Consider the following 5,757-nt stretch of genomic DNA (forward strand, 5'->3'; position numbering starts at 1 on the left):
GATCGGCTTACCCGTCTCAAGCACGATCCGCACAGCGCCCTCACGGAACTCCCGGTCGTACTTCTTCCGTTTCTCTGACATCGCTACTCCTTATAGCCGATGCCTCCACGGTCTCGGGGGAAGGCCACGGAACTTCTCGAGCGCGGTCGTGATGCGCGGCCGCTCCTTCACCAGGACGTCGAGCGCGGGCGGAATACGGTTGAGCGCATCGGTGAGCACCTGCTGCTGTCCGGCGAAGGTGCCCGCGAGCTTGTTCAGCGAATTGACCGCCTCGTTGATGGCGTCGCGCTGCGTTGCCAGCAGACCGACGAAATCATTGAGCTGCGTGAGCAGGTCGCGGACCTGATCGGTCCTGCCGTTCAGCGCCGCGCTGAACTCGTGGATGATGTCGCCGATCTGCCCCAGTCCGCCGCCGTTGACGACCACCGAAAGCGCCGACAGCGTCTGCTCGGTCGACGGATAGGTCGAGGAGCGGTTGAGGCCAAGGGTGGCACCGGGTTTCAGCTCGCCGCTGGGCGCCTGGCCCAGTGGCGGGTTCAGCGCCAGGTGCATGGAGCCCAGGAGACTGGTCTGCCCCACCGACGCCACCGCGTTCGCGGGGATCACCACACCGGGTTCCACCGAGATCTCGACGTCGGCGTGCCAGTCGGTGACCGTCATCTCGCCCACACTGCCGACGACCACGTCGCCGACCATCACCGGTGAATTCGATTCCAGCTGGCCCACATTGGCGATTTCGACGTGATAGGTGCTGGAACCCTTGCCGTGCCCGACCGTCCCGGGCAAAGGCAGGGAATTCAAGCCGCCGAAACTACAGCCGGTCGCCGTCACCGCGACGCACGCCGCGGTCACCAACAGACGCTGCACCGAACTGGTCATGATGGCGGATTCCCTTCGGCCGGAAGCAGCATGCCCTCCAGGTTGCTCGGCGGCGGAGCCGCGGGCCCGGACGGCACCCCCGGCGGGATCGGCGCGCCGGGGAACAGCGCCGGTGACGGGTCGGCGGGTAAGCCGTTGGGGGCATAAGCGCCGTGGTACGTATTCGGCGGACCGCCCCAGCCTGCCGGTCCCGGCACGTCGCCGTTGTAGCCGGTATACGCCGACACGGCAGGCGGAATCTCGTAACCGGGCGGAGTCCCGCCCGAGCCTCCGGGGGCCAAGCCCGGCTCGGTGTAGATCAATTTGTCGGGGCTGGTCGACTTGCCCAGATACGAGTTGAACGGGAACGGCAGGTAGTTGAAGTTGAGCAGGCGCAGGGCCGGTCCGAGATACTGCTCGCACAGCTTGCCGGTCTCTGGCGCGGTCGCATTGTGCACCGCCCCGATCGCCGAGCAGACGACCTGAAGCGGGTTGGAGAAGTTGGCCAGCGCGAAACCACCCAGCGCACTTTGGGAGTCGGGGTTATAGATGTTGTAGGCGTTGCCGATGGCATTGGGCGCCACGTGCAGCAGGTTCTCGACGACGAGTTTGTTGTCGGCGAGGTTTTTCGTGATCGCGCTGAGGTGCTGCAATTGCTCGGCGGTCTGGTTCCGCGATCCGGCGATGAACCGCTGAACGTCCACGACGGCGCTGGACAGATTGGTCAGCGCCCCGTCGATGTCCGAGCGACTTCCGTCCACCACGCTGGTCAGCGATGCCAGGCGGTCCTGGAACTGCACGATCTGGGTGTTGCTGTCGCGTAACGCCGTCACGAAGATCTGCAGGTTCTTGATGGTGTCGACGATGTTGCCGCTGCCGTCGGCCAGAGTTTTGCTGATCGCGGACAGTTGCGCGATGGTGTCGCGCAGTTTCTCGCCGTTTCCGTCCAGTGCGGTCGCAGCGGTGTCGATGAAGCGCCCGACCGAGGTGGTCTGTCCTTCCGTGGCCGGCCCGAGATCGGTTGCCAGTCTTGTCAACTGGGTCTTGATCTCGTCCCATTCGACCGGGATCGCGGTGCGGTCGAGACCGATCACCGCGCCGTCGGCCATGGTCGGCCCCTTGTCCTCGTACGGCGGAGTCAGCTGAACATAGCGGGCACCCACCAGGTTCTGCGCGACGATCACGGCCTCGGCGTTAGCCGGGATCGGGATCTTCCGGTCCACGGCGAGCACCAGTTTGGTCTTGGTCCCCTGCGCTTCGATCGACTCGATCGTGCCGACCTTGACCCCGGCCACCCGCACCTCGTCACCGGGATAGATGGCGGTGGCACTGGTGAAGTAGGCGGTGATGGTGTTGGGCTTGAAGAATGCGTAACGGACCAGCCAGCCGACCGCGCCGACGATCACCACCGCGACCACCGCGATGACGGCGATCCTCAGCCCTCTACGAGACTTCATGGCTGCCCCCATCGCTCATAAGGCTGTGGTATTCCGTTGTACGGGAACGGGATCTCGGCGCGCGGTCCGGCATTGTCGGCCGGCTGGCCGGCATCGATACCGCGCCGGAAGCCCAGCGCGTAGTCGAAGAAGGGCTGCAGCGTCTGCGCCGGGTTGAGGTTGGCCACGAATGCGTTGTAGTAGAACCCGTTGTTGACCGCCTCGGCCTGGGTCAGCTGGAACTTGGCCAGACCTTTCATGGCGGCGGTGATGTTGTCGTTGTTCTTCTCCAGCATCGCGGTCACCGCGTTGATCTTCTCCAGAGCCGGCGCCAGTTCTTTCTCGTTGTCGGCCACGATCCCGCTCAGCTGCTTGGACAGAGCGGAGGTGTTGGCCAACAAATTGGAGATGGCGTAGCGGCGCTGCTGCAGAACCCCGATCAGGTCGTTGGCGTTGAGCAGCAACGTATTCACCTGAGCACTGCGCTGTGACAGGATCCCGGTGACGTTCGCCGCGCTCTTGAGCAGGTTGGCCAGCGAGTCGTTGCGCTCGTTGATCATCCGCGACAAGTTGCTGATGCCGTCGAAGGTCGGGCCCAACTGTGGGGTGATGCGATCCAGTGTGTCGCTCAAGGTGTCCAGCGACTGGTTGATCGCCGCGGTATCGGTGTCAGCGGTATTGGCCGCCAGGTCCGACAACGACTCGGTCAGCGAGTACGGCGATCCGGTACGCGACACGGGGATCACATCGGCAGCCCGAAGCGTGCCCTTGCCGTTCGATTCCAGCGTCAGAATCCGTTGTCCCAGCAGAGTTCCCGTACGGATGTGCGCGGACGTATCCGAACCGAGCCGAACCGAGCCCTTGACCATGAAGGTCACCAGCGCCTTGCCGCGCTGCAAGGACACGTCCGAGACGGTGCCGACCTTCACGCCGGACACCTTGACGTCGTTACCCGCCTGCAGACCACCGGCCTCGGTGAACAGCGCCTGATGCCGAATCGACGTGGCAAGCGACACCAACCGCTCGGGCTGTAGCCCGACGACGATGACGAGCACGATCAGTGCCAGGCCGATGAAGCCCGATCTGATCAGCGAGGATCCACGGTATTTGAGCATTAGGGCTCCGCGCACCTTCCAGTGTGTTGGATGATCCAGGGGAAGTAGGCGGTGCGGCCCTGCAGGTCACTGACGCGCAAGGACAACCCACACAGGTACTGGTTGATCCAGCTGCCGTAAGAGCCGAGCCGCACCACCTTGCGGTAGTTCGCCGGGGCCTTCTTGATCGAGATGTCGAGCAGCTCCTTGTCCTGGTCCAGCAGCGGAGCCAGCCGACCGAGCTGGTCGACGGTGCCGGCAAGCGGTGTGCGCGCCTGGGTGAGCAGATCGGTGAGCGACGCGGTGCCGTTGTCCAGGGCGGTGATCGACTGGCCGATGGGATCCTTGTCTGCAGCCAGCCCGGTGACGAGCTTCTCCAGCTTGTCGACGGCACCGGAGAACTTGTCGCCGTCCTTACTGATGGTGGCGATCACGGTGTTCAGGTTGTCGATCAGCTGCTGCACGGTCTGGCCGTTGTCGGCCAGCGTGGTGGTGAACGACGTCGTCTTGGAGAACAGCGACTCGATGTTGCCTTCCTGACCCTGCAGGATCTGGATCAGCGAGTTCGTCAGCGCATTGACATCGTTCGGATTAAGGCCCTGGACAACGGGTTTCAAACCACCGAGGAGCAGGTCGAGATCCAGGGCAGGCTCGGTGCGGTCCAGCGGAATCTGGCTGCCCGGCGGCTGGATCTTCGCCGATCCCGGACTGTCGACCAGTTCCAGGTACCGGTCGCCGACCAGGTTCAGGTAACGCACCGTCGCCTTGGTTCCCGAGGTCAGCACGATCTTGCGGTCGGCGTCGAAGTCGACGATCACCTTGTTGTCGGGTTGCAGTGCAACATCGGTGACGGTGCCGACGCGGACACCGGCCACCCGCACCGAATCCCCGGACTTCAGGCTGGAGGCGTCGGCGAACACGGCCGAATAGGCGTTGTCCGAACCCGATCGGTACTGGCCGAAGATCGCGAACAGCGACGCGGTCAGGAGGAGCATCACCACGCCGAAGATGCCGACCTTGAGGAGCGTCTTCCACAGCGCGGTCATCCCGGTTGTCCGATCTGTGCGGTGTTGCGCGGCGGACCGTCGAGCGGGCCGAACAGCGCCTGCTTGAGCGCATCGGAGTTCAGCAGGATGCCCTGGTTGCCGTACTGCGCGGGGTTGGCGCCGATGTCGGCGACCACGAACGGCGGACTGGTCTCGAACGGCACCTTCGGCATGTCGGTACATTGCGGGCCACCGGTGGCGGCGACCTTGGGCAGGTTGGACGGATACCGGTAGCGCTCACGGCCGAGGAAGAACGACTGCAGCAGGACCGCACCGGGCAACGGCAGGCCGGGGCCGGTGGCCAACGGAACCAGGCCGCCGATACCGCAATTCAGTGCGGCGTTGTACTCGTTCAACAGATCGGTGGTCGGCACCAGTAGATGCACGACGTTGGCCAGCGGATCCTTGTTCTCGCTCAACACTTCCGTACCGACGTCGGCCAGGCCGATGGCACTGACCAGCAGGGTGTCCAGATTCTGATCCTGGTCGACGATCGTGTCGCTGATCTTGGCCGCGCTCTTCACGGTGGACACCAGGTCGTTGGAGACGTCACCGTAGGCGTCGAACACCTTTGGGGCGACTTCCAATTCATGGTTCAGGGTGTCAAGGCTGGGGTTGAGTTTGGCCAGTGCGGTATCGAGGTCCACCAGGGTCTGGCCGAACTTGTCGCCTCGGCCGTTCAGCGATTTGGCGATCGCGCCGAGTGTCTGGTTCAGCTGGGTGGGTTCGATCTGCGAGAGCACCGAAACCAGCTGTTGGAATACGGTGTTGATCTCGACGGTGACGTGCTTGCCGTCGATCACCTGGCCGGCCTGGATGGACTTCGCCGACGCGTCCGGCGGCGGATTCAGCTCGACGAACTTCGAGCCGAACACCGTCGACGACGTGATGTCGGCACTCACGTTGGCAGGGATGTCGTTGACCCGGGCGGGGTTCAGCGCCAGATGCAGTGCGGCTCTCCCGTCGGGCAGCAGGTCGATCGAGGAGACCTTGCCGACCGGAGCACCGTTGAGCTTGACCTTCGCGTCTGGATACATGACCAGGCCGGCGCGCTGTGAGATCACGGTCACCGGAACAGTTTTGGTGAAGCTGTCTTGGAACAGCCCAACGGCCAACGCGACAATCGCCACGAGGACCACCACGGTCGCCAATCCGGCGAGCGGGCGCGCGATACCTGATTTCATCTCGCTCCTCGGCTATCCGGACAGGTTGAAGTTGCCGTTGGATCCGTAGATGGCCAGTGAGACCAGCAGGGTGACGGAGACGACCACGATCAGGGAGGTCCGTACCGCGTTGCCGACCGCGACGCCGACTCCAGAGGGT

General features: G+C 64.0%; 4 protein-coding genes and 2 pseudogenes. All 6 read right to left on the reverse strand.

The window, feature by feature from the left end:
• Positions 1-129: 129 nt before the first annotated feature.
• Positions 130-879: pseudogene (locus tag HPC46_RS33495) on the reverse strand (MCE family protein); the annotation flags it as partial.
• Positions 876-2,315 carry an MCE family protein gene (locus tag HPC46_RS33500; protein WP_179476306.1) on the reverse strand — a complete coding sequence of 480 codons (1,440 nt, stop codon included), beginning with the start codon at positions 2,313-2,315 and terminating at the stop codon, positions 876-878. The pseudogene HPC46_RS33495 and the gene HPC46_RS33500, both read right to left, overlap by 4 nt.
• A complete protein-coding gene (locus HPC46_RS33505; protein WP_179476307.1) occupies positions 2,312-3,409 on the reverse strand; it encodes an MCE family protein in 1,098 nt (365 codons plus the stop codon). Before HPC46_RS33505 ends, HPC46_RS33500 begins: the two co-directional genes overlap by 4 nt.
• Complete coding sequence (locus tag HPC46_RS33510) at positions 3,409-4,434, reverse strand: MCE family protein (protein ID WP_179476308.1); 1,026 nt, start codon at positions 4,432-4,434, stop codon at positions 3,409-3,411. The genes HPC46_RS33505 and HPC46_RS33510 overlap by 1 nt, the downstream gene beginning before the upstream one ends.
• Positions 4,431-5,618: an MCE family protein gene (locus HPC46_RS33515; RefSeq protein ID WP_179476309.1), complete on the reverse strand. Its 1,188-nt coding sequence runs from the start codon at positions 5,616-5,618 to the stop codon at positions 4,431-4,433. The genes HPC46_RS33510 and HPC46_RS33515 overlap by 4 nt, the downstream gene beginning before the upstream one ends.
• Positions 5,619-5,630: 12 nt before the next feature.
• Positions 5,631-5,757 (reverse strand): annotated as a pseudogene (locus HPC46_RS33520) (ABC transporter permease); the annotation flags it as partial.

It is taken from the genome of Mycolicibacterium vinylchloridicum, from assembly GCF_013404075.1.
In the GTDB taxonomy this organism is placed as follows: Bacteria; Actinomycetota; Actinomycetes; order Mycobacteriales; family Mycobacteriaceae; genus Mycobacterium; species Mycobacterium vinylchloridicum.